General features: G+C 70.5%; 23 protein-coding genes, 1 tRNA gene and 1 pseudogene. 11 read left to right on the top strand and 14 right to left on the bottom strand.

The window, feature by feature from the left end; all coding sequences use genetic code 11:
* Positions 1-22: 22 nt before the first annotated feature.
* Positions 23-97 (top strand) — tRNA-Val (locus tag ACFVUT_RS25755).
* Between the two features lie 167 nt (positions 98-264).
* Here ACFVUT_RS25755 and ACFVUT_RS25760 read toward each other — a convergent pair.
* Positions 265-561, bottom strand: a complete 297-nt coding sequence (locus tag ACFVUT_RS25760; RefSeq protein ID WP_389654269.1) for a GYD domain-containing protein — start codon at positions 559-561, stop codon at positions 265-267.
* A gap of 418 nt (positions 562-979) precedes the next feature.
* On the opposite strand from ACFVUT_RS25760, the gene ACFVUT_RS25765 reads away from it, so the two are divergent.
* From ACFVUT_RS25765 to ACFVUT_RS25780, 4 genes are all read left to right on the top strand, one after another.
* On the top strand, positions 980-2,218 hold the full coding sequence (locus tag ACFVUT_RS25765) for a hypothetical protein (RefSeq protein ID WP_389654270.1): 1,239 nt from the start codon (positions 980-982) through the stop codon (positions 2,216-2,218).
* Between the two features lie 76 nt (positions 2,219-2,294).
* Positions 2,295-3,788, top strand: coding sequence for a sensor histidine kinase (locus ACFVUT_RS25770; protein ID WP_389654272.1), 1,494 nt, complete (start codon positions 2,295-2,297; stop codon positions 3,786-3,788).
* A 4-nt stretch (positions 3,789-3,792) separates the two neighbouring features.
* Positions 3,793-4,446 carry a response regulator gene (locus ACFVUT_RS25775; protein WP_389654274.1) on the top strand — a complete coding sequence of 218 codons (654 nt, stop codon included), beginning with the start codon at positions 3,793-3,795 and terminating at the stop codon, positions 4,444-4,446.
* 179 nt (positions 4,447-4,625) lie between these two features.
* Positions 4,626-5,606, top strand: a complete 981-nt coding sequence (locus ACFVUT_RS25780; RefSeq protein ID WP_389654276.1) for an alpha/beta fold hydrolase — start codon at positions 4,626-4,628, stop codon at positions 5,604-5,606.
* 258 nt (positions 5,607-5,864) lie between these two features.
* On the opposite strand, the gene ACFVUT_RS25785 is transcribed toward ACFVUT_RS25780, so the two are convergent.
* The 4 genes from ACFVUT_RS25785 to ACFVUT_RS25800 all read right to left on the bottom strand — a co-directional run bounded on the left by ACFVUT_RS25785 (position 5,865) and on the right by ACFVUT_RS25800 (position 8,344).
* A complete protein-coding gene (locus ACFVUT_RS25785) occupies positions 5,865-6,215 on the bottom strand; it encodes a beta/gamma crystallin domain-containing protein (protein ID WP_389654418.1) in 351 nt (116 codons plus the stop codon).
* A gap of 389 nt (positions 6,216-6,604) precedes the next feature.
* Positions 6,605-6,832, bottom strand: coding sequence for a hypothetical protein (locus ACFVUT_RS25790; RefSeq protein ID WP_389654278.1), 228 nt, complete (start codon positions 6,830-6,832; stop codon positions 6,605-6,607).
* Between the two features lie 395 nt (positions 6,833-7,227).
* Positions 7,228-7,302, bottom strand: coding sequence for a 50S ribosomal protein bL37 (locus ACFVUT_RS25795; RefSeq protein ID WP_373302405.1), 75 nt, complete (start codon positions 7,300-7,302; stop codon positions 7,228-7,230).
* Positions 7,303-7,390: 88 nt separating this feature from the next.
* The gene (locus ACFVUT_RS25800) at positions 7,391-8,344 is read right to left on the bottom strand and encodes a MerR family transcriptional regulator (protein WP_389654280.1); all 954 of its coding nucleotides are present in this window, start codon (positions 8,342-8,344) and stop codon (positions 7,391-7,393) included.
* 100 nt (positions 8,345-8,444) lie between these two features.
* Between ACFVUT_RS25800 and ACFVUT_RS25805 the strand changes: the two genes are divergently transcribed.
* The 5 genes from ACFVUT_RS25805 (at position 8,445) to ACFVUT_RS25825 (ending at position 11,550) form a co-directional block, all read left to right on the top strand.
* Positions 8,445-9,059, top strand: a complete 615-nt coding sequence (locus ACFVUT_RS25805) for a hypothetical protein (protein ID WP_389654282.1) — start codon at positions 8,445-8,447, stop codon at positions 9,057-9,059.
* 220 nt (positions 9,060-9,279) lie between these two features.
* Entirely contained in the window at positions 9,280-9,795 is a 516-nt protein-coding gene (locus ACFVUT_RS25810; protein ID WP_389654284.1) for a hypothetical protein, read from the top strand.
* 121 nt (positions 9,796-9,916) lie between these two features.
* On the top strand, positions 9,917-10,657 hold the full coding sequence (locus ACFVUT_RS25815) for a DUF1254 domain-containing protein (RefSeq protein WP_389654286.1): 741 nt from the start codon (positions 9,917-9,919) through the stop codon (positions 10,655-10,657).
* A complete protein-coding gene (locus ACFVUT_RS25820; RefSeq protein ID WP_389654288.1) occupies positions 10,624-11,262 on the top strand; it encodes a DUF1214 domain-containing protein in 639 nt (212 codons plus the stop codon). The genes ACFVUT_RS25815 and ACFVUT_RS25820 overlap by 34 nt, the downstream gene beginning before the upstream one ends.
* A gap of 63 nt (positions 11,263-11,325) precedes the next feature.
* A complete protein-coding gene (locus ACFVUT_RS25825; protein ID WP_389654290.1) occupies positions 11,326-11,550 on the top strand; it encodes a DUF2277 domain-containing protein in 225 nt (74 codons plus the stop codon).
* Here the strand turns inward: ACFVUT_RS25825 and ACFVUT_RS25830 are convergent.
* From ACFVUT_RS25830 to ACFVUT_RS25860, 7 genes and pseudogenes are all read right to left on the bottom strand, one after another.
* The gene (locus ACFVUT_RS25830; RefSeq protein WP_389654292.1) at positions 11,537-12,217 is read right to left on the bottom strand and encodes a DedA family protein; all 681 of its coding nucleotides are present in this window, start codon (positions 12,215-12,217) and stop codon (positions 11,537-11,539) included. The two genes, ACFVUT_RS25825 and ACFVUT_RS25830, sit on opposite strands and share 14 nt — an antisense overlap.
* A gap of 357 nt (positions 12,218-12,574) precedes the next feature.
* The gene (locus ACFVUT_RS25835) at positions 12,575-13,033 is read right to left on the bottom strand and encodes a DoxX family protein (RefSeq protein WP_389654294.1); all 459 of its coding nucleotides are present in this window, start codon (positions 13,031-13,033) and stop codon (positions 12,575-12,577) included.
* Positions 13,034-14,211: 1,178 nt separating this feature from the next.
* A pseudogene (locus ACFVUT_RS25840) lies at positions 14,212-14,487 on the bottom strand (cupin domain-containing protein); the annotation flags it as partial.
* A gap of 70 nt (positions 14,488-14,557) precedes the next feature.
* Entirely contained in the window at positions 14,558-14,752 is a 195-nt protein-coding gene (locus ACFVUT_RS25845; RefSeq protein WP_389654296.1) for a hypothetical protein, read from the bottom strand.
* Between the two features lie 24 nt (positions 14,753-14,776).
* Positions 14,777-15,604 (bottom strand): carboxymuconolactone decarboxylase family protein, encoded by an 828-nt coding sequence (locus tag ACFVUT_RS25850; RefSeq protein ID WP_389654298.1) that lies wholly within the window; start codon positions 15,602-15,604, stop codon positions 14,777-14,779.
* Positions 15,601-16,638 carry an alcohol dehydrogenase catalytic domain-containing protein gene (locus ACFVUT_RS25855; protein ID WP_389654300.1) on the bottom strand — a complete coding sequence of 346 codons (1,038 nt, stop codon included), beginning with the start codon at positions 16,636-16,638 and terminating at the stop codon, positions 15,601-15,603. Before ACFVUT_RS25855 ends, ACFVUT_RS25850 begins: the two co-directional genes overlap by 4 nt.
* A 554-nt stretch (positions 16,639-17,192) precedes the next feature.
* Complete coding sequence (locus tag ACFVUT_RS25860; RefSeq protein ID WP_389654302.1) at positions 17,193-17,837, bottom strand: HNH endonuclease family protein; 645 nt, start codon at positions 17,835-17,837, stop codon at positions 17,193-17,195.
* 267 nt (positions 17,838-18,104) lie between these two features.
* On the opposite strand from ACFVUT_RS25860, the gene ACFVUT_RS25865 reads away from it, so the two are divergent.
* On the top strand, positions 18,105-18,839 hold the full coding sequence (locus tag ACFVUT_RS25865) for an ABC transporter permease (RefSeq protein WP_389654304.1): 735 nt from the start codon (positions 18,105-18,107) through the stop codon (positions 18,837-18,839).
* 181 nt (positions 18,840-19,020) lie between these two features.
* Here the strand turns inward: ACFVUT_RS25865 and ACFVUT_RS25870 are convergent, their stop codons facing one another.
* Positions 19,021-19,689 carry an HAD-IA family hydrolase gene (locus ACFVUT_RS25870; protein ID WP_389654306.1) on the bottom strand — a complete coding sequence of 223 codons (669 nt, stop codon included), beginning with the start codon at positions 19,687-19,689 and terminating at the stop codon, positions 19,021-19,023.
* A gap of 383 nt (positions 19,690-20,072) precedes the next feature.
* Positions 20,073-20,864 carry a peptidoglycan-binding protein gene (locus ACFVUT_RS25875; RefSeq protein ID WP_389654308.1) on the bottom strand — a complete coding sequence of 264 codons (792 nt, stop codon included), beginning with the start codon at positions 20,862-20,864 and terminating at the stop codon, positions 20,073-20,075.
* Positions 20,865-21,016: the final 152 nt, after the last annotated feature.

The raw sequence follows: 21,016 nt of genomic DNA on the forward strand, positions 1-21,016 counted from the left end.
TGTACGCTGTTGCCTCATCCACGGGTGCGTAGCTCAGGGGTAGAGCGCTGCTCTTACAAAGCAGATGTCGGCGGTTCGAAACCGTCCGCGCCCACCAGTGCGAAGGCCCTCAGCCGATCATGGTTGGGGGCCTTTGGCATCCACTTCTGACATCAACGGGTGCGGTCAGTCATGGGCGTGGTCACTCACGGCCGGGACGCCGCTTGAGCATGTGGTCCAGGTGACTCACAGCCTCGCGCTGCGTGTCCTGGACGACGTGGGTCGTCAGCCGGCCGCCTTGGCGATGATGCGCTCCATCTCCTCTGGGCCGAAGGCCCGCAGAGTCGTGGAACGGACGTTGCCCACCCCACTGAGCTGCAGGAGTGCTGCCGTGGCAGTTTCGTCGTCGGGCGCCTCGACGATGGCCACGAGGTCGTACGGACCGACGGTCCAGTAGATACTCAGGAGCTTCGCCCCGAGCTTCTGTACCGCTGACCCGAAGGCCTCGGAGCGCTTTGCGGTGTCCTTGTAGTTTCGGACGCCTTGATCGGTCCAGCTCAGCAAGGTGACGTACGTCGGCATGTTCTTTCACCCTCACGAGGAGACACATCGTGAGGCCAAGCCTGGACATCTGGGCCAGAACCTGCACGAGATATGCACCCGAACGAGCAACGACATCAACGACAGCGGACGCCAACGGTCGCCGCGTTCTTCGCGGAGTAGATGCAGTCATACAGGCGTAGCGATCCAGGGCGCTGTCATCGCTGAGTACTTCTGACGTGTGCTCATCGCCGACGAGCGCGGACAGGGCGTGTCTGGGGACGGCCAGCCCTGTCAGCCCTGTCAGCCCAGTCGCGCCGCGCGCCGTGTTCCGTGGCCGGTTCGCCGATCGGACGGGGAGTGTGGCCGATCGGCCGACGCGATGGCGCGGTGGGTGCGCCTAGCGTCGTTCAGACCAGGCCACCACGCTTTGAGGGGAACGTTGATGGGGCAGCGAGGGATGACCGGAGCAGCCGACGGCATGGCCGTGACCGGGGCGACCACGGAGTTCGAGCCGGACGTCATGGACCTGTTCGTGGTGACACTGCGCCGTGCGGTCAGGCGCGAGTTGTCGGCGGTGGGGACGGACACACTGCTGGGGGAGCTTGTGTCGGGGGACACGGACGCCGGTGCGGCGATTGCCCCGGGCATGCGGAAGGCCGGTTCGCTCAGCGGGTCGATCATGGGCAGGGCGGGCCGCGGCTGGGTGAGCGACGATGAGGCGCCCGGTGAGCCGGTCGGGGCCGGCATCGGTGAGGAAGCTGATCAGGGTGCCGAGGGAAAAGAGGTGGATGCCGCCTGGCGTGAGGCATGGTGGCGCGTCGGCCTGGGTTCGCGCGGATCGGCCGTGGACAGCGGCTCGGTGCTGCCCGCTATGAGTGGGGCGTTGCGCGCGTGCCTGTTGCTCGCGCTCAGGTCGGCCCGCGCCGAGGGCGCGATCTCCGTGCGCTGTCGGCATGTGGCCCGTGCGCTGCTGGACCTGCCGGACTCCCGGGCACGGGAAGCCCTGCTGCTGGAGCGGCTGGACGTAACTGCCGCACTGCGCGCGCTCGATCGGCTGGACGCGAGCGCCCCGGCGGAGACCGAGGGACCGGAATCCCGTGGTGTCACCCTTCTCCGCCGGGCCGGAACGCTGGGCAAGAGCGGTAACCGCCTGACCCGCGCGCTGACTTCATGGACCTCCGGGAGCACCGTGAACGGCTCACCGGTTCTGTTCGCGGTGTCCGTCGAGGCCGTGCGGCAAGCGGTGCGGTGCGGGCGTGCTGCGGTCGATCCGGTGGATCTTCTGCTGGGGACGCTGGCGCTGGACCGGGCACTGTTCGTCTCCGGGCGCTCGCTTCCCGAGAGCCTGGCGGACGCCAACTCCGCTCCTGCCCTGATGCGCCGACACGGCGTACGGCAGGCATCCCTGGTCTCGCTGGCGTCGTCGGATCCGGCGGGCCTGTCCGTTGCCGCGCCCGACAGCGACGGTGTGCGACCGTCCGCCGCCGCCGAGCGGGCCATGGCGATGGCGCGGCTGTCCGCCGCCGAGCACGGGTCGCCCACGGTGGGTACGGCCCACCTGCTGTCCGCGCTGCTCGACGAGTCGGCGACGGATGCGGATGCCGGGGCCGGTGGCGTGGTCGTCGCGCTGCTGGCTGCCGACCAAGTGGACGTGGCCGCGTTGCGGGCGGAGTTGAGCCACCGGCTGGGCACATGACACCCGGGCCCGCCGGGCGGCGACCGGCTCGGTTACCGTTCCTCCCGAAAAACTCAGAGGCGGGGCAAGGGAGACCATGAGTCAGGCGCCCGAATACACGCAGCTGTCGCGCCCGTCCGTACGACTGAGGCACAAGCTGGCCGGTGTGCCGCGGTGGTTGCACGGTGAGGCGGTGGAGAGCTGGTCCGCGGTACGTGCCGCTGAGCGCCGTACGGTCGTCACCGAGGCCCTCCTCTGTGTCCTGGTGGCAGCCGTCGGTCTGATGCCGCTGCTGCTGGCGCCCCCGCATCGGCTGGTGTCGGCCGTTGTGGAGGCGTTGTGGGCGGCGATGCTCGTCCCCGCCCGGCGCGGCCGGCCGGTCGCCGCGGTCCTGGGTTCCTCTGTGCTGGTCGTGGGTGACAACGTGTGGACCCTGGCGGTGGCGCCGCTGGTCGTGCTGTCCGCCACCCGCCGTATCGCACCGCCGCGGCGTGTGTGGCAGCTCGTCGGGGTGGCCTGCGCCGCTGTCGGTGTCCTGACCCTCGCTCGTGCCATGTTTCGGCCCGAGGCTCTGCTGCCGGAGCTGGCCGGGAACGCGGTCACGGCGGTGCTGCTGCTTGTTCTTCCCGCTCTGTCCGGCTCCCTGCTCGGGCAACGGCGGCCCCTGGTCAGCCTGCTGCGGGAACGCAATACCTATCTGGAGCAGGCCCGGGTGCTGACCGCCGCGGCGGCCCGGTTGGAGGAACGGGCCCGGATCGCGGGAGAGATGCACGATCTCCTGGGACACCGGCTGAGCCTGATCTCGGTGCACGCCGGGGCGCTTGAACTCGGCGCGGCGCGGCAGGCACCTGCCTTCGTCGGACAGGCCGAGTTGCTCCGCACGACAGCCGGTACGGCCATGGAGGAACTACGCGAGATCCTCGGTGTCCTGCGGCACGAGGACATGGCCGACCCGACGGACAGGACCGGAGAAGAGAGGGGCACGCGCGAGGACATCGCCGCTCTCGTGAAGGAGTCCCGGCAGACAGGCAGCACCGTCGAGTTGGACTGGTCCGTTGCCGGCACGGCCGAGATGGGGCTGCGTACGCGTCAGGCGATCCACCGGGTGGTCCGCGAAGGGCTGACGAACGTGCTGAAACACGCGTCCGGCGCGCCCACCAGGGTGCTGGTGAGAAGCACGGACAGAGGTGTCGAAGTGTCCGTCACCAACGAGGCGCCCCATGCGTCCGGCCACTCCCACGGCGGAACCCACAGTGGGCTGGCCGGCTGCCAGGAACGGATCTCGTTGCTCGGCGGCACGTTCCGGGCAGGCACCTTGACGAACGGTGGATTCCGCGTAGCGGCATGGCTCCCCACGCACGGGAACGAGCCCCTGGGATCCACTGCGCTGAGGGGCGTTTCTGCCGCACCCCCTGCGGGCCCGGCCCGCTTTCCATCCGACGGCATCGAACAAAGAGGAGCACGAGCCCCGCTGCGGGACGAGATCCTGACCTGGCCGCGCGTCCTGGGATCGGGCTGCGTGGCGCTGCTCGTGACCCTGCCCACGGCCGCCTTCCTCATCCTGCTGCTGGCCTACGAGGCCCTAAGATGAGCTGATGATCCGAGTCCTGGTCGCCGACGACGAGGCGCTGATGCGCGTGGGAATCCGGCTGATTCTGGAGAACGCCGAGGACATCGAGGTGGTCGCCGAGGCGGGCAACGGTCGTGAGGCGGCCGCAGCATGCCGCGCCCAGGACATTGATGTCGCCCTGCTCGACATCAAGATGCCGGACAGGGACGGAATCACCGCTGCCGAGGACATCGCGCGCCTCTCGCCCCACACCTATGTCGTGATGCTGACGGCGTTCAGCGAGGAAGCGAGCGTGACGCGCGCCCTGCGGGCCGGCGCGAGCGGATTCCTCCTCAAGGACACCGGTCCCGCCGAGCTGATCCGCGCCGTGCAACTCGCCGCCAGAGGCGAACCGGTACTGGCACCCCGGATCACCCGGCAGCTGCTGGAACGGCACGTGACGTCCGGCCGGGACACCGAGGCCGCGCTACGACGGACCGAAGAACTGACCCCGGCCGAACAGGATGTCCTGCGGCTGCTGGGCACGGGCCTGTCCAACGCGGAGATCGCCGATCAGCTGTATCTGAGTGCCGGCACGGTCAAGGCACACATCAGCCGGATCCTCACCCGCACCGGCTGCGCCAACCGTGTACAGGCCGCCGTCCTCGCCCACGACGCCGGGCTGCTCACCGCTCGTTGAGCTGTCCTCTCACAGTCCCGCACCGGCGGAGACCCGCAGTCGAGCGCCGGACTTGCCGAGTCGGCAAACAAACTCGTCTTCTCGGTGGGGTTCTTCGCATGATCCGTGTGACGCCCGCGGAACGGTGGAAGGGTGCCGTCCTGGCGCGCGCAACAGATCAACGGTCCTGGAGGAGAAGCATGGTGCAGCACGTCCCGGAGATCACACACCGGTCGGTCTCCTCGCCGGGAGGCCGGATTCACCTCGCGGAGCAGGGAACCGGGCCGCTGGTCCTGCTCGTTCACGGCTTCCCGGAGTCCTGGTACTCCTGGCGCCACCAGCTGCCGGTGCTCGCAGCGGCGGGGTACCGCGCGGTCGCCCTCGATGTCCGCGGTTACGGCCGCTCCTCCACACCGGCCGCGGCGGATGCGTACCGGATGCTCGACCTCGTGGAGGACAACGTCTCGGTGGTTCACGCCCTGGGTGAGGAGTCGGCGGTGGTCGTCGGCCACGACTGGGGCGCGACCATTGCCGCGAACTCGGCCCTGCTCAGGCCGGAGGTCTTCAGAGCGGTGGGGCTGCTGAGTGTTCCCTACACCCCGCGCGGCGGGCCCCGCCCCAGCGACGTCTTCGCCCGGATGGGCGGGGACGAGGAGTTCTACGTCTCGTACTTCCAGGAGCCGGGCCGGGCCGAGGCCGAGATCGAGCCCGACGTACGCGGCTGGCTCGCGGGCTTCTACGCGGCCCTGTCCGCCGACACCATGCCCGCACCCGGCGCTCCCGATCCGCACTTCGTCAGCACGGGCGGGACGCTGCGCAACCGGTTCCCCGACGGTCCGCTGCCCGCCTGGCTCAGCGAGAGCGACCTCGACGTCTACGCCGGGGAGTTCGAACGCACCGGTGTGACCGGAGCACTCAACCGCTACCGGAACATGGACCGCGACTGGGATGACCTTGCCGCCTTCGACGGTGCTCCCCTCACCCAGCCCTCCCTGTTCATCGGCGGCAGCCTGGATGCCTCCACGACCTGGATGGCCGACGCGATCACGGCGTACCCGGTCACCTTGCCGGGCCTGGTCTCCTCCCATCTCCTCGACGGCTGCGGCCACTGGATCCAGCAAGAACGCCCCGCCGAGGTCAACCGCATCCTGACCGACTGGCTGGCCGCCCTGCCGGCCTGACGCACTCGCACGTACTGCGATCTGACGTGCTCGTGCTCACTGCGGCCTGACGTGCTCGCGCTCGCTGTGACCTGGCGGGCCGGGGCCGACAGGCCGGGGACACACCGAAGCTCCGGCGGTTCAGGGCGACGTGGGAAGGTCACCCCATACGGCCGGAGCTTCGGTGCATCCATGACGGGCCGGCACGGTTCCCTCACCCTGCTACGGCCTGCGGACTCATACGCTCACCGGGACTTTGAAATGCCCCGGAGAAAGTCCTTACAGGATTTCGATGGCATTGACCTTCGGCGTGTTCGTATACTTAATATTGTTCCACCGGGCGATTTTCACCACATCGCCATTGGCGTCGTAGTACTTCACGTCGTTGTTCCCCGTGGAGATCTGGTCGACCCACCATCCACCGAAGTCGATCTTCCCGCGGTTCGCATAGCAGTCCACGCTGTCACGCCCGCCGCTGTGCGACCAGATCTTCAGGAAATTCGCGTCGGGGTCACAGGTGACGTGGTCGATGGCGGAAGCGGTTCCGGCTGGTCCGGCCAGGGTGAACATGGCGGCTACGGCAAGTGCTGTGGCCGTGGTGCGCGCAACGTTCCTCGTCCTTAGGAACATATTTTTCCCCTTGAGTTGAATGCGGAACCAAGAACCCACATTGGCATGGTGGGTGCATCGGTACTGAACAAGGATCTTACGAAGCGATCCATCCATTCAGGAGAGCCCGGAAGGGGAATCACCTGAACGTGAATATTCGACCGTATGCACCGGGGTTCGGTGCAGCCTTGAACTCGCGATTCCGGGTAGAAAACACACCGCTCGAAAATGCTGAAAATTTGGCTTGATTTCCGCGAGGCGGTGGCAGCGGTATGGGGAAGCCTTGCTCAGGCCGTTGCTCAGGCTGTTGCTCAGGCCGCTCGGCCCCTCTCATCGCCACGCTGGGCCCAGTGTCAGGCCGACTGTGACGGCGTCGCGTTTCGCCGGAACCGCCGTTCTGGGGCCGTTGTTCACGCCAGGGCACGGCCCGCGGCGGCGACCAGTTCGTCCGTTGCGGCGATGGCGGCCTCGCGGCGGGCGGCCAGGGTGATCCGGTCGGCGGCGTCGCGCAGGTCGAAGGCGGCCAGGGCGGCCTGACGAGCCGATTCGGTCAGGGAAGGTTCGAGGACGGAGACCGAGACCAGCGGACCGGTGATGGCTGAGCGGGTTGCGCGGGTGGTGGTGCGTGCCTCCTCCACGGCTTCCTGGCTCGCACCGTTCAGACGCAGGGATTCCCGATGCCACAGGGCCCGACCAACCGGGCTGGGCAGGAGTCCTGTTCGGCGCAGTGTGTGACCGTCGTCCCGGCGGGCTCGCTGTGACCGGCATGACGGTCACCTACTCACGGAGCGTGCGATTCGCTTCCGTTTCTGATGGATATCGGCGACTCACAGCAGGGCAGACGGGAGCAGTGGCCCCTTTTCGAGGCGGGAGTTGCCCGGGTCGGGCAGGAGGCGCCTCTGCCCGACCCGACGACATCGCCTCTTACGGTGTCTCGCCCCGCGCTGTCCGCGCTGTCTGCGCTGTCTGCGCTGTCTGCGCTGTCTGCGCTGTCCGCGCTGTCCGCGCGGTCGGCTCGGTCGGCAAGGTCGGCTCAGGCGTTGGGGCGCTTGCCGTGATTGGCGTTCTTCTTCTTGCGGCCGCGTCGCTTGTTTCCTCGCTTGGCCATGCTGCACCTCTCCCTCGGTTGGGACTTTTCGGGCTTCGTCAGTCTAGGTTCGACCCGGTGCGGTCGCATCGGGTCGCGTCACGTTGTGTCACGTTGCGTCAGGGGCATCGTGCAGGCGCGTGCGCAACGCCTCGGTGAACCAGGTGAAGGCCGGGGCCGGGTCGTCCGGTGGCGGCCAGGCGTTGATCACTGCGAGCAGCTCGACGTACCGCTGTCGGCACGGCGCGTTCGCAGCCTCCAGGAGAGCCAGCAGCTGGTGACGCAGCGCGGGGCCGTCCGGGCGGCCGGCGTCGCGTGCGTACGCGGTCATGACCCCGTCGACGATCGGACCCGCGCGGTGCGAGACCGGTGTGATGCCGGCCTCCAGCGCCGGGGTGACACGGTCGCGGACCGTTGCCACGGGGTCGCGGCGCAGGCCGGCCGCGCCTCCTTCGGGACGCCCGGCCGCGAGCTGCTCCGCCATGCGGCGTACGGCGGCGCGGAATTCCGGGTCCTGGGACAGTTCGGCCAACTCCACCCACGCCTCCACCTGTTCGGTGTCGGGGGAGTCGGGCAGTTCCGGGGTCATCGAGCGCGTGATTCCGGTGAATGCGGGGTCGGCGTCCAGGCCGCCGAACGCGGAGTCGAGGAAGTCGTCGATCAGTCGTCGGCGCTCGTCCTTCGAGAGTTTGGCCAGCTTGTGCATGAGATCCGTTTCCTCAGGGGTGGATCCGCGCCTGGCCACCGTTGTCAGCACCGCGCGCCGCATGCGCAGGGTGTGGATCTGCGCTGTCAGGGCCTCGGCGTGCGCTGCGGCGACCTCGGGGAGCGAGAGCTCGCGGTCCAGGACCTTCCGGATCGTGGGAAGGCCCAGCCCCAGGTCGCGCAGCGTACGTACCAGGTCGAGGCGTGCGACGGCGTCGACGCCGTAGCGGCGGTGGCCGGCCGGGCTGCGGTCGGTCGGGGGCACGATCCCGAGGTCGGAGTAGAACCGGACCGTCTTGACCGTCAGTCCGGTCCGTCCGGCCAGATCGCCGATCGAGTAGAGCGCGTCGCCGTCCATGCCCCCACTCTCGCGCTTCCCCCTACGGGAGATTCAAGTCCTGGCACGTCGTAACGTGGCTCCGCCACATCCACGGTCGCACCATCCCATGGGGGGATCCATGTCGAACGGCTACCCGCCGCCGTCCCAACCCGGCCAGCAGCCTCCGCCCTACCCGCAGTGGCCTCAGACGGGCCAGGAGACAGGTGGCCTTCCGCAGCCACCGAAGAGATCCCGCACCGGACTGATCGTCACACTGTCCGTGCTGGGCGGCGTGGGCGCCCTGCTGGCCCTCGGCGTGCTGCTCGCCGTCGCACTCGGCGACAACACGGCGGTGAGCAGTTCGTCGTCGAGCGAGTCGACGCGACCGCCGGTGGGGGCCACACCGAGCGGTGCTCCCGTGGAAGGTGGCGCGTCCGAGGCACCTGCGGAGGAGTCGGACGCGCAGGAGACCCGGCCCGAGGACGATGTGCGGATCACCGGCTGTGAGCTGGACTCGGTGACGCAGTGGCCCGACGCGCGTGTGGAGATCGTGAACCACTCCGGGGAACGGGCGTCCTACATCGTGAACGTGGAGTTCGTGGACGGGAAGGGTACGCGCCACGCCGAGGGGCTGGCATCGGTGTCCAACCTGGAAGCCGGGCAGAAGTCCACGCACAAGGCCCAGGGTCTGGGGGAGTTCCCGGGCAAGGTCACCTGCAGGGTGACGAAGGTGTCGCGGTATCCCGCGCCGTAGCCGTAGCCGTAGCCGTAGCCGTAGCCGTAGCCCGTGCCTGTAGGCCGCGGCCCGGACGTCGCGGCCGGACGTCGCGGCCCGGACCTCGTGGGCCGGCTGTTCAGCCCCCGCCTCCGGCGGCGGGGGCGTCACCCGGCCGGGTGTGTATGGGTGGTCGCCGGGAAGCGTCCCGCGCAGGGTCGGTTCTGTCGTGCAGTTCCGTTCCTGCCGAGGAGTTCCCATGGCACACTCAGCGCCCCCGCCCGGTCCGGCAGACTCAGGGCCCCCGCCCGGTCCGGCAGGCTCAGGGCCCCCGCCCGGTCGGGCAGGCTCAGGGCCCACGCCCGGTCGGGCCGCTTCCACCGGGTCCGGGGACATCAACCCCTGGGCGGCCGGGGGGATCATGTTCGCCGGTGTGCTGCTTCTCGTCGACGGCGTCCTCGGAGTGGTCAAGGGCATCACCGGTATCGCCACCGACGACGTGTACGCGCGCGTCAGGAACTACACGTTCAAGTTCGACGTGAGCACATGGGGATGGATCCACCTCGTCCTCGGCATCGTGCTCGGGATCGTCGGCTGGGGCATTCTCAGGGGCGCCACGTGGGCCCGCGTCACGGGTGTGGCGATTGCCGCCCTCAGCCTGGTCATCAACTTCATCTGGCTGCCGTACCAGCCGGTCTGGGCGATCATCTCCATCGCCATCGACGCATTCGTGATCTGGGCCCTGTGTACGGAGCCCTCGAAGGCGGTCGTCTGAACCGGGCGGGTGCGGGGCCCGGCCCCGTCCCGGACGGAAGCCGTCCGCTGTCGGTCCGCTGCCGGATCCGCCGTGAACGAGTGGCAGGGGGCTGAGCAAGCGAGTGCGTGAGAGGACCGCGATGCCGAAGGGGAACGCCGAAGAGCTCGTCGACCTTGCCGCCGAGGCGTATGTCTACGGCTGTCCGCTGGTCCACAACCTGTCGACGGTCGAGGACTTCATGCACACGGGCTACGGTCCGCTGCCGCCCGCCCCCTTCAACCACTTCACGCACTCCACCGGGGCGTTCTCCTCCGGCCCGGGCATCGCCTCCGTCGGCAACGACACCGCCTACTCGATCGCTCAACTCGACCTATCCGGCGGGCCGGTCCTGCTCCATGTCCCCGACACCAACGGTGCGTACTACGTGCTGCAGTTCGTGGACGCCTGGACCAACAACTTCGCGTACGTCGGCCGCCGCGCCACCGGCACCCGGGCCGGGGACTGGCTCGTCGTGCCGCCCGGCTGGTCCGGCAGCGAGCCCGACGGGGTGAGCGGGGTGATCGACGCACCGACCTCCGCCGTCTCCGTCGTCGGACGCAACGCCCTGAGCGGTCCGGACGACCTGCGGCGGGTCCGCGAGCTTCAGGCACAGCTCACCCTCACTCATCTCGAACCGGGTACCCACCGCACGGGGCTCCCGGCCGCCGACCCCGACGCGGGGGAGTCGCTGAGGTTCTTCGAGCAGCTCAGGGTCTGGATGGCCGATTTTCCGCCGTCCGCGGCCGATCAGGCGTACCAGGACCGGTTCCAGCCGCTGGGGCTGCTGGAGGAGGGACCGTCCCGTACGTGTCGGCCGACCCCGCACTCGTACACGCACTGACCGAGGGCCTGGCGCGGGGCAGGGTACGGGTGGAGCAGGCGAGCCGGTCCGGCGAGGCGAGCGGGGGCTGGCAGATGGATCCGCACCGCTTCGACTACAACCTCGACTGGCACGGCGTCGGGACCATCGACTCCCCGCAGTGGCGAATCACGGACCGGGACGCCTCCTACCGGGCCAGGGCGGTGGCGGCACGGACCGGGCTGTGGGGGTGCCACGGCTACGAGGCGGTTCACGCCCGGACGTCCCACGACGCCGAAGGGGAGCGGCTGAACGGCGCGCGTTCCTATGTGCTGCGCTTCGAGCGGCAGCCGCCGGTCGGGGCGTTCTGGTCCGTGACGATGTACGACACCCCCGACCGCCCCCTGATCGAGCATCCGGCCGGCCGGTACGCCGTCGGCGACCGCACCCCGGGGCTCGTGTACGGCGAGGACGGTGCGCTGACGATCCACCTTCGGAGGGAGCGGCCGGCCGACCCGGCCGCGGCGGCGAACTGGCTGCCCACGCCCGACGGCGACTTCCGGCCGGTCCTCAGGCTCTATGAGCCGGGGCCGGAGATCCTCGACGGTACGTATGAGATTCCGGCCGTCGAGAGAAGCGGTGAATGACGAGGCGATCGGGGGCGGAGGTTCGCGCCGGTCGTTGTCAGTGGCTCGGGTCACACTGGAGACATGTGCCGCAGTATCAAGACCCTTCGCCCGCCCGCACTCCCCGAAGAGGCCACCGAGGAGGAGATCCGGGCCGCCGCCCTGCAGTTCGTACGCAAGGTGTCCGGCTTCCGTGCTCCGGCCGCGCACAATCAGGACGTGTTCGACCGGGCCGTCGACGAGATCGCCGAGGCCACCGCCAGGTTGCTGGACGGTCTGGAGATACGGGGCGGCGTCAGGACGCCGTAGGGGCCGTCGCGGTCGGCGACACCTGGGCGGCGGGCCCCCCTGCCGGGCGGCGCACGACGTACGCGGCCAGGGCGCCCGCCACGAACAGGGCGAGGACCGACAGGGCCGTGCCCACCCAGGTCGCGCCGAGCCACTGGGCGCCGAAATAGCCGAGGCCGACGCTGTAGGCGGCCCAGGCCACGCCCGCCAGGGCCGACCAGGGCACGAACTCCTTCGCCGTGCGGTGCGCGGCGCCCGCACCCAGGGAGACGACCGAACGGCCGGCCGGGGCGAAGCGGGCAATGACGACGAGGACACCGCCGCCCCGGGCGAGGGCCGTGCCGAGGCGCTCCTGGGCGGAGGTGAGACGGCGGGAGCGGGCGATGGCCCGGTCCAGGCGCTCGCCGCCGCGCCAGGCCAGCCGGTACGCGACGAGGTCGCCGAGCAGGGAGGCGGTGGCCGCGCACAGGATCAGCGCGAGGAGCGAGGGCACCTCGGGCACCTGCTCGGCGGCGCGTGTCGCGGAGGCCGCCCCCGCGACGGTCGTCGAACCGGCGGCTGCCGTGGCTGCGGCGATCACCAGGACTCCGCTGGGCAGCACGGGCAGGAAGACGTCCAGGAGCACCGAGAGGGCGACCACGGCGTAGATCCATGGGCTGCCGATCAGCGCGCCCACACTCTCAAGCACCTACTACTCCCCGATCCGGAACAACGCCGCGACGTCGCAGGGGAGCGGCAGGAGCGGCAGGGCCAGCTGTACAGCGTACGCCTGACGTTCATCCGATGATCGAATAATTACGGCCGATGTTGGAAAGGTCACGTGCACCCGGAAAGGGGGAAGCTGGCGTTCCGGGTGCACGTGAGGAAATGAGCCGTGGCGGGCGTCCGGTCGCGTGAGGAACGACGTGCGGCGGGCGCTCGACCGCACGCTGGACCGCGTGCGGGTCGGCCGGTGACGGACGGGACCGCGTGCGCGAGGGGTGGGCCCATGAGCGGAGAGGGCGGGTCCTGCGCGATCAGCTCGTCACCGCTGTCGGTGCGGCCTTCAGACCGTGACGGTCGGGGCCCGCTCCGCCACGTGCTCCTTCTCGTCGATCTCCGTGCCGTCCCGGCTGAACAGGCGGTCCAGGGCCAGTGCCCCGGGACCGGTGAAGACCAGAAGGAGGAACGTCCAGCAGAAGACGGCCGAGGGCTCGCCGCCGTTCTGCAACGGGAAGAGCGCCCCTGGCTGGTGGACCTTGAAGTACGCGTACGCCATGGAGCCGGACGAGATCAGGGCGGCGACGCGGGTGCCCAGGCCGAGTACCACCAGGGTTCCGCCGACGAGCTGGATGACTGCCGCGTACCAGCCGGGCCAGGTGCCGGCGGGTATGGAGCCGCCGCCCACCGCACCGCCGAGGACGCCGAAGAGGGAGGCGGCGCCATGGCAGGCGAAGAGCAGGCCAACGACGATCCGGAACAGCCCGAGGGCGTAGGGCTGAGCCTGATTCAGACGTGTGTACATGGGGGAGGGCTCCTTCGGTCTGGTGGGGACATGAACCGATTGAGCACTCAAGGTTAGGGAGACCTCATCAATGCTTGCAACTTCAACATTTCGTCGACTGGCTGAATGTTGCCCCGTGGCCGCCGGTCAGGGTTCGGCTCGGCACTGTCTCCAACTGCGTCCCCTTCCTCGCCGCTTTGGCCTGAACCAATGACGGCGCAGTTTTCCGGCCATGCGGGGTGAGTGTCATCAGATGGTTGCCGAACCATCATCCGCGGTTCCGTGCCGTTCGATCCGGAGCCGTGTTCCGGCTGTCCGTGCCGGGTCGGCGGCCGGTCGAGGCGCCGCCCTGCCCGGCGCCGGCCGACCCGGATGCCGCCCCTGAGCGGATCCGGGACGGGGTGGTGCGCAGGGGAGCAGGTCAGCCGCAGGACGCGCGCCTCGCGTGCGCCGCCGGGCGCCCCGGCGTGCCGAGCGGGCTCCGCGATGTACGCAGGGTGCACTTCGCCCGAGAGCATGCATACCGCCGCAGGAGTGTCCGACCCCCGGCCCGCCCGCCGGATCGGTTCGGTCGGTTCACGGACGGAATCGGGGAACGCGGCCCGATGTTCCAGGTCGGAGCGTTGGTGCGGCCTCTCGCCGACGCGCGCGCCCGACGTCCCTCGGGCCCGTCGGGCCGCCACGGCACGGTGCCTCGTTTCACCGCTCCGCGTCGTGGACGAGTGGCGGCAGGAGCCGCGGCGGCGGGGCAACGATCACGGGATTGTCGTACGAACCGGGGGCGGCCGGGCCTCCTCAGGCACCGAGCGCGCCGCGTCGGAGTCGCGCATCGACCACTGCTGCTCGCCGATCCCGCGGGCCTCGCGGGGGCCCGCCGTCAGCATCTGTACTCGGCCGAAAACACGCCGCTGGTTCCCGCGCCTACGGGCGGTTCGGCGTCCGGCCTTCGTGGCGAAGCGGCCGTGGTCCGGCTCCGCGGCCGAGCGGGGTCGTGGCACCAGAGCGTCCGCGTGGAGCGGGCCGTGGCACCAGAGGTGTCCATGCGGCCGACGCGATGACGCCGACGCGATGACGCCGACGCGATGACACCGAGGCGATGACGCCGAGGCGATGACGCCGAGGCGATGACGCCGAGGCGATGACGCCGAGGCGATGACGCCGAGACGATGATGCCGAGGGGGAGAGAGGGGTGTGCTTCGTCAGTGGCTGCGGGTGCGGGGGCCGTTGTACTGCTCGTCGGTGACCTTCTCCAGCCAGGTGGTCTCGGGACGGTCGTCACCCGGGCCTTCCCACAGCGCCAGGTGCTGCATGAACCGGTCGGGTGCGGCGCCGTGCCAGTGCTCCTCGACGGGCGGGCAGGTGGCGGTCTCGCCGGGATGCGCCTCGAAGATCGTGCCGTCGCGGGTGCCGATGAGAGCGATGCCCTCGGTGACGTGCAGGGTCTGGCCGACGGCGTGGTGGTGCCAGGCGGTACGCGGGGGGGCGGCGCTTCCCGCATCCTCGTGCCGCCCTCGGTACGGGTGTCATCTGAGGCGACGCGCACGGTCACTCCCCGGCCGGAAAGTCCGTGGAACGTGCCAGCTCACGCTGTGCTTCGAAGGCGGTGATCCGCAGGTCGGCCACCTTGGCGGCGGATCGCACTGTTCCGATGACGCGGTCCCCGCGCTCCAGCAACCGGGCGGTCGGCGCGCGGCCGAAGCCGCTGCTCACGCCGGTGATGAGCCAGGTGCGTGCGGTCATGCTTCTTCCCCGGCGCGGGAGTGGTCAGGAGCGGTGGAACGAACGGTCAGGCGGTGGGGCGACGTCGTCGACGGCACGCAGGCCGTTGAGCGTGCGCGGGTAGCCGATGAACGGCAGCAGCCCGGTGAGTACGGCGATCAGAGCGCCCCGGTCGTTGCCGACGCGCAGGTTGGCGGCCACATGCCCGCGGACCTGCGCGTCCGCGCCGCCGAGCGCGGCGAGCAGGGCGAAGGTCAGCAGTTCTCGCGTGGGGACGTCGATGCCGGTGCGGGTGTAGTGGTCACCGAAACAGTTGGCACTCAACATGTCCTGGATGTGCCGCTGGTCGGCGGGAGCGTTCGCGTACAGCGCCTCCACCGTCTCGCCGCCGACGATCCGCTTCTGTACGGCCAGACCTTCTGAGGCGCGGGTCTCGGGGGTGGTGGTGGACTGACCGGGCAGCGGCAGTTCCACGCCGCGTTCGGTGAGGACATCGTTGGTGGTGTGCAGGAAGTCGAAGACACGGGCCATGCCGACGTACGGCACCGCCTGGTAGACGATCTCCTTGATCTCCACCGGCGTGACTTCGACGCTGAGCGCGGCCCCGAGCATCACCCGGTACTCGGCCACCGCGCCGACCGCGATCATCGCCGCGAGCTGCGTCATCAGGCGCGTGCGTTCCGGCAGGTCGCCGGTGTGGCGCAGCACCTCGTCGAAGGCGAAGTTGTCGAAGTACGCGATCAGCTCCGGGTCACTGACCGCCAGGGTGGAGACATGGCCGGGAAACAGCCGCTCGTGCGCTGCCGCGGCGGCGGCGTTGGTGCCGGTGCCGGTGCCGGTGCTGGTGTCGGCGTTGGTGTCGGCGTTGGTCACGGGCGCACCAGCACCTTGAGGTTGGTGCGGGTGTCCATCATCCGGTAGGCGTCGGCCACCCGGTCGAGGGAGACCTCGGCATCGAACACCTTGCCCGGCTCGATGCGGCCCTCCAGCACGTCCGGGATCGCCGCCTCGATGTAGGCGCGCACGGGAGCCGGGCCGCCGGTCAGGCCCGCGTTCTTCCCGAACAGCGAGCCGAAGCCGACGGGGGCCTCCTCGTACTGCGGTACTCCGACCCGGGAAATGATCCCGCCGGGACGCACGATGCCGTAGGCCTGCTCGTAGGCGGGCATCAGCCCGACGGCCTCCAGGACGACGTGGGAGCCCTCCCCGCCGGTCAGCTCCTTCACCCGCGCGATGCCTTCCTCGCCGCGTTCGGCGACGACATCGGTGGCGCCCCATTCCCGGCCCAGATCGGTACGCGACGTGTGGCGTCCCATGAGGATGATCCGTTCGGCGCCCAGGCGCCTGGCGGCCAGCACCGCGGACAGGCCCACGGCGCCGTCACCGATCACCGTGACCGTCTTGCCGGCGGAGACCCGGCCCATGTGGGCGGCGTGATAGCCGGTGAGATAGACGTCGCTCAGAGTCAGCAGCGAAGGGAGCAGCGTCGCGTCCACATCGCCGGGGACCTTCACCAGGGTGCCGTCGGCCTGTGGCACCCGGACGGCCTCGGCCTGGGCGCCGCCCACGCCGCCCGCCCCGTACCAGCCGCCGTGCGGGCAGGCCGTCTGGAAGCCGTCCCGGCAGATCGGACACGTGTTGTCGGAGAACGCGAACGGGGAGATCACGAAGTCGCCCCTCTTCAGACCGGTGACCTCCGCACCTGTCTCCTCGACGACCCCGAGGAACTCGTGCCCCATCGGCACGCCCTCGTCGCCGACGGGCATGGAGTGGTACGGGTGCAGGTCGGATCCGCAGACGCAGGCCAGGGTGATCCGGACGATCGCGTCCGTGGGCTCCACGATCCGCGGGTCGGGCACGTCCTCGACCCGCACGTCGCCGGGGCCGTACATGAAGGTTGCGCGCATGACGATGCTTGCCTTTCGAACCGGAGCAGGTTTTCAGCGTCCATCACATCCCCGCAGGGCGCGCGGCGGGAGACCGGGCTGTTCCCGGTACTGGCGTTCGGGGTAATGCCAGGGCCCCCCACCGGCGCGGACGCTCACCGCCCCGGGGTGCGACACCGGAAATGCGACGCCTGGTCGCGACGGCAGTGGTAGCGGCAGTGAGCCGGGGACGTTTCTGCGGGCCCGGCGTGCGCAGATCACCCCGAGGCCGACGCCGACCCCGACGTCCGGGCGGCGCCGCACCTGGAGCGGCACGGTGCTGTCGAACCTGTGCCGCCGCGTATGGGTACGGAGCCGTGCGGTGCGCACGGCTCCGTACGGTACGGAACGACGGGAAGGGCGGGGCGGTTGCGCCCGGCGGCCCGTAACTCTCGGCAGGGTGCGGAACGTCGCGGCCTTCGCCCTCGCCCTCGCCTTCTCCCTCGGTGACCGGCAGCCTTCCGGCTGTCGTCCAACAGCCGCTCGGCAGGCGTGCAGCCGCCTCAGCAGCCGTTCGGCAACCGCTGAGTGGCCGTTCAGCAGCCGTTCAGGATGGACTGGAGGGCGCTCTTCTCTGCCGAGTCGACGCTCAGGTCGTAGTAGTGCTTCACGTGCACCCAGGCGCGCGCGTACGTGCACTGGTACGCGGCGCGCGGGGGCAGCCACTTCGCGGGGTCCTTGTCGCCCTTGGACTGGTTGACGTTGTCCGTTACCGCGATGAGCTGGGGACGCGTCAAGTCGTTGGCGTACGCCTGTCGTTGGGCGGTCGTCCAGCTGCTGGCGCCCGACCGCCAGGCCTCCGCGAGCGGGACCATGTGGTCGATGTCCAGGTCGGAGGCGGCCGTCCAGGTGGCGCCGTCGTACTCCGAGTACCACGTGCCGCTGACGGCGGCGCAGCTGGAGTCCTGCGTCACGTTCGTGCCGTCGCGCTTCAGGACGACCTCACGGGTGTTGCAGGTGCCCGACTGGGTGATCCAGTGCGGGAACTTGTCGCGGCTGTAGCCGCTCGACGAGCCTTCCGCGGCGACGGTCAGCTGGCTCAGATAGGTACGGGCGGTCGATGCCGCGATCGGTGTGGGCATGGCCGCCTGGGCCGTGGGGGCGGTGAGCAGCCCGGTGGTTGCGGCGAGCGCGGCGGATGCGGCGACGACAGCGATGCGACGCGCGTAGACACCTGACATGCGAACTCCCTTGATGTGGGGGGACCTTGGACGGGCGACCCGTGGGGCCCGGCCATCGTGGCGGCGCCAGATTTCCGTGGGGTGGGCGCCAGGTAACAGAGTGGCGACATGCGCACGTCACATCAAGGGTTCTGACGAACGGGCTCGGAGCATGGGGGCGTACGTCCCTTTCTGCGCGGGCGTATGTGCTGACGCGCAGCCACATCGACGACGGGGACCGCCGAAGGGCGCCGCTGGTCCGTGCGGAGCCGGTCGTAGGGTTGCGGCGTGCTGCTTCCCGTCAACATCACCCTCGGCGTCGTACTCGCCGTGCTGCTCGCGGCGGCGGCCACGGTCGCCGCTCTGGCCTCGCTCGGCCGGTCGCGCGAGATCGTGCTGGCCGGGCTGCGGGCCGCGGTCCAACTCGCCGCGGTCTCCCTGCTCATCGGCTGGGTGGTCCGTTCACTGCCGCCGCTGCTCGCGTTCGTGGCACTCATGTACGCCGTGGCGGTACGGACCGCGGGCCGCCGGATCACCCCCAATCGCACCTGGTGGTGGGTGGCCCTGCCGATCGGTGCCGGGGTCGCGCCGGTGGTGGCGGTGCTGCTGCTCACCGGACTCGTCCCGGTCCGGGGCATCGCGCTGATTCCGGTGACCGGCATCCTCATCGGGGGTGCCCTGACCGCGACCGTGCTCGGCGGGCGGCGGGCGCTCGACGAGCTGACGACCAGGCGAGGGGAGGTGGAGGCGGGTATGGCGCTCGGACTGCTCGACCGTGACGCGAGGCTGGAGATCGCCCGGCCCGCGGCGGCGGACGCGCTGCTGCCGGGGCTCGATCAGACGCGGACGGTGGGCCTCGTCACGTTGCCGGGCGCCTTCGTGGGCATGCTGCTGGGCGGCGCCTCACCGGTCGAGGCGGGGGCGGTGCAGCTGTTCGTGCTGGTGGCGCTGATGGCCGTTCAGGCGGTGGCCGTCGCGACCGTGCTGGAACTGGTGGCACGGGGGCGACTGCACCGGGACTGACGGCGAGTCGGGTCCGGGGTGGGGCCGGTGTCCCGCGCAGTCGATGGCCGTCGGGGGTGACGGCTTCGTTCGGACCCTCCGTGCGGGCGACGGCTTCGTTCGGCCCCCCCGCGGGGGCGACGGCTCCGTTCGGACCCTCCGCGGGGGCGACGGCTCCGTTCCGACCCTCCCGCGGGGGCGGCTATCGCGCGTCGATGTGCAGCCGGATCGAGCCGTCCGAGTCCGCTTCCACCCGAAGCTGCGTCAGGTCATCCACGTGTGCGTCGGGCGAGAGCGCCGCGGCCCGCGGGCCGACGCCCACCACGCGCATGCCCGCCGCCCGCCCGGCCGCGATGCCCGCCTCCGAGTCCTCGAAGACGATGCAGTCGGCCGGGGCGAAACCCAGTTCGGCCGCTCCCTTGAGGAAGCCCTCGGGGTCCGGCTTGCTGGCACCGACGCATTCGGCGGTGACGCGGGTGGCCGGCATCCGCAGGCCCGCCGCGGTCATCCGGACCCGTGCCAGCGCCTCGTCGGCCGAGGTGACCAGGGCGTGCGGGAGCCCGGCGATCGCGTCCATGAAGGCGGGTGCGCCGACGACCGGGACGACGCCGTCGGTGTCGGCGGTCTCCTCGGCGAGCATCGCCCGGTTGTCCGCGTGGTTCTGCTCCATCGGGCGGTCCGGGAGGAGCGCCGCCATGGTGGCGTACCCCTGCCGTCCGTGAACCACCGTGAGCGCGGCCTCCGGGTCGAGTCCCTCCCGCAGCGCCCAGCGTCGCCAGCAGCGCTCCACGACGGCGTCGGAGTTCACGAGAGTGCCGTCCATGTCCAGGAGCAGCGCCTTAAAAACACCAATGGTCTCTGACCTGGGCAAGGGGGCCATCCTCTGCGTGTAGCGTATTTGTTTCATTACGATACAAAGAGGAGTGTTGCTCTGGCCAATCCGGCGCCCCGGCCGCCGCCGGTCCGGGTGTGAGCGTGAGACGACTGTCCGCCCGGCGTCTACGGGGCCGCCCGCGACCCCATCAGGAGCCGCCGCGAGACCCGGCCGGATCGAATGTCACCCGGTGGGGGATCCGGCCCCGTGGGTCGATCGACCCGCAGCGTCTGACGGTGCCGCAGGGGAGGGGCAAAGAGAACAAGCAGCCTCGCCCGCCGGTCAGGGGGTGACGGGCTGAGGCTACTTTGTTCCATCACGATACAAAAACGGTGCCGGGAAAGCCAATCGCCTCCCGGGAGACGATGTCGGGCCGGGCGTCAGGAGCGTCCCCGTCCTGTCGTCTCCGCCTCCAGGGCGCGGCGGGTATGGGGTCCGTACACGCCTGACGGGTCGCCCTCGATGGCCTTGTACGACTGGTAGACGCTCACGGCGTGCTCGACCTGGCTCGTGAAGTCGCCGTTGTCCCGTCCGCGGTACAGCCAGATCTCCTCCAGCCGGCGTTGCAACTCGGCCACCTCGGGCCCCTGATCGCCGCGGCGCAGCGTGGGTCCGGCCAGGGAAGCGGGCGGTGCGGCAGATGCGGAGTTGCTCGCTGCCGGGGTGGACGCGGAGGGAGAGGCGGCGGCCGACTGCGTGGCAGCGGGCGCGGACGGTGACGGCAAGGTGCTTGCCGAGGGGGAGACGGAGGGGGAGGCCGAGGCGGATGGCGACGCGGAAGCCGGTACGGAGCGTGACGGCGATGCGGAGGCCGATGCCGACTCCTGTGCCGGGGCGCTCGCCACCGTGCTCGGCAGGGCCTCCTCCTCGTTGACGTCCGCGTTGCCGCTCCCGTCGAACAGTCCGCCCGCGAACGCCGCCGTGCCCACCACCGCCGCCACGGCGGCTCCCACGGCGAGTGCCGCGAAAGGACGTCGGCCGCGTGGCTGAACGGGATCGTCGGCGGCGGTGAAGGCCGATGGGAACGCGGGGGTGAGGGCGAGGGCGGGGGCGAGGGGCGTGGTGGCAGCGGCCTCGGCCGGTTCGACGGCGTCCGGCAGCGGAGCTGCCGTTGCCGGGCCCACGGGGAGCGGCATCGTCGTGGCGGCGTCCTCCTCCGGCCGGAGGGGCACTGCCTGCTCCTGCCCCGGCGGCACCTGGCCGACGGCCGGTGTCGCGTCGCTTCCCGGTGCGGCCCCGCCTCCCGATGTGACGTCGCCTTCCGGTGCCGCACCGCCACCCCCCGATGTCGCATCGCCCCCCGATGCCACGTCGGCGCCTCCCC

The organism is Streptomyces sp. NPDC058051 (genome assembly GCF_042885475.1).
Lineage (GTDB): Bacteria > Actinomycetota > Actinomycetes > Streptomycetales > Streptomycetaceae > Streptomyces.

Excerpts from the sequence above, each read along its gene's own strand:
- ACFVUT_RS25765 (WP_389654270.1), top strand. The coding sequence starts at position 980 with ATGACCGGAGCAGCCGACGGCATGGCCGTGACCGGGGCGACCACGGAG.
- ACFVUT_RS25810 (WP_389654284.1), top strand. The coding sequence starts at position 9,280 with ATGGCACACTCAGCGCCCCCGCCCGGTCCGGCAGACTCAGGGCCCCCG.
- ACFVUT_RS25780 (WP_389654276.1), top strand. The coding sequence starts at position 4,626 with ATGGTGCAGCACGTCCCGGAGATCACACACCGGTCGGTCTCCTCGCCG.
- ACFVUT_RS25855 (WP_389654300.1), bottom strand. The coding sequence starts at position 16,638 with ATGCGCGCAACCTTCATGTACGGCCCCGGCGACGTGCGGGTCGAGGAC.
- ACFVUT_RS25775 (WP_389654274.1), top strand. The coding sequence starts at position 3,793 with ATGATCCGAGTCCTGGTCGCCGACGACGAGGCGCTGATGCGCGTGGGA.
- ACFVUT_RS25800 (WP_389654280.1), bottom strand. The coding sequence starts at position 8,344 with ATGGACGGCGACGCGCTCTACTCGATCGGCGATCTGGCCGGACGGACC.
- ACFVUT_RS25805 (WP_389654282.1), top strand. The coding sequence starts at position 8,445 with ATGTCGAACGGCTACCCGCCGCCGTCCCAACCCGGCCAGCAGCCTCCG.
- ACFVUT_RS25835 (WP_389654294.1), bottom strand. The coding sequence starts at position 13,033 with ATGTACACACGTCTGAATCAGGCTCAGCCCTACGCCCTCGGGCTGTTC.
- ACFVUT_RS25770 (WP_389654272.1), top strand. The coding sequence starts at position 2,295 with ATGAGTCAGGCGCCCGAATACACGCAGCTGTCGCGCCCGTCCGTACGA.
- ACFVUT_RS25815 (WP_389654286.1), top strand. The coding sequence starts at position 9,917 with ATGCCGAAGGGGAACGCCGAAGAGCTCGTCGACCTTGCCGCCGAGGCG.
- ACFVUT_RS25760 (WP_389654269.1), bottom strand. The coding sequence starts at position 561 with ATGCCGACGTACGTCACCTTGCTGAGCTGGACCGATCAAGGCGTCCGA.
- ACFVUT_RS25845 (WP_389654296.1), bottom strand. The coding sequence starts at position 14,752 with ATGACCGCACGCACCTGGCTCATCACCGGCGTGAGCAGCGGCTTCGGC.
- ACFVUT_RS25825 (WP_389654290.1), top strand. The coding sequence starts at position 11,326 with ATGTGCCGCAGTATCAAGACCCTTCGCCCGCCCGCACTCCCCGAAGAG.
- ACFVUT_RS25860 (WP_389654302.1), bottom strand. The coding sequence starts at position 17,837 with ATGTCAGGTGTCTACGCGCGTCGCATCGCTGTCGTCGCCGCATCCGCC.
- ACFVUT_RS25785 (WP_389654418.1), bottom strand. The coding sequence starts at position 6,215 with ATGTTCCTAAGGACGAGGAACGTTGCGCGCACCACGGCCACAGCACTT.